Below are 722 nucleotides of genomic sequence, written 5' to 3'. Positions count from 1 at the left end.
CTGCTGGAGTCGGGTGAGGCGCTGGTCTCGGCGATCCAGAACGAGTCGTGGGTCGAGGGCGGTCTTGCGGCGTTCTCGCTGGCGCTGGACACGGTCGCGACCGCGATGGACCCGCTGGGTTCGCTGATCGCCGCCGGCCTCGGCTGGGTGATGGAGCACCTGCAGCCGCTCAAGGGCTGGCTGGACGACCTGACGGGTGACGCGGACGAGGTGGCGTCGTTCGCCGCGACGTGGGGCAACGTGTCGACGTCGTTGGCGGGCTCTGCCGCGGAGCTGCGGCGGGTGCTGTCGGACCTGGACGCGTGCGACGGCGCGACGATCGAGGCGTACCGGCGGTTCCAGCAGGATGCGGCGGACCATGTCGCGGCGGCGGGGGACTGGGCGTCGGCGATGTCGACGGGCATGCAGGTCGCCTCGGTGATCGTGCAGGTCGTGCACGACCTGGTGCGGGACGCGATCGCGCAGGTCGTGGGGTCGGTGATCTCGTACGCGGCGGAGCTGGCGCTGACGCTGGGGGCGGCGGCGCCGTACGTGGCGGCGCAGGCGGCGTCGAAGGTGGCGTCGCTGTCGGCGAGGCTGATGACGACGATGACGCGGCTGGTGCGCTCGGTCGGCAGCCTGCGCGGCATCGTCGACGAGCTGGGGACGCTGTTCCGCCGGTTCGGCGACCTGGTCGGCCCGCTGCTGCGCCGGCTGCGTGAGCTGGACCTGCCGGGCTTCGG

The 722-nt window shown here is 72.9% G+C and carries 1 protein-coding gene; it reads left to right on the top strand.

What is annotated here, in order from left to right:
• The coding region (locus tag AB6N23_RS18520; RefSeq protein ID WP_412867415.1) for a hypothetical protein at positions 1–722 on the top strand (722 nt) is incomplete at both ends.

It is taken from the genome of Cellulomonas pasadenensis (assembly GCF_047229365.1).
Taxonomy (GTDB): Bacteria; Actinomycetota; Actinomycetes; order Actinomycetales; family Cellulomonadaceae; genus Cellulomonas.
This window is presented reverse-complemented; position numbering and strand designations above follow the sequence as displayed.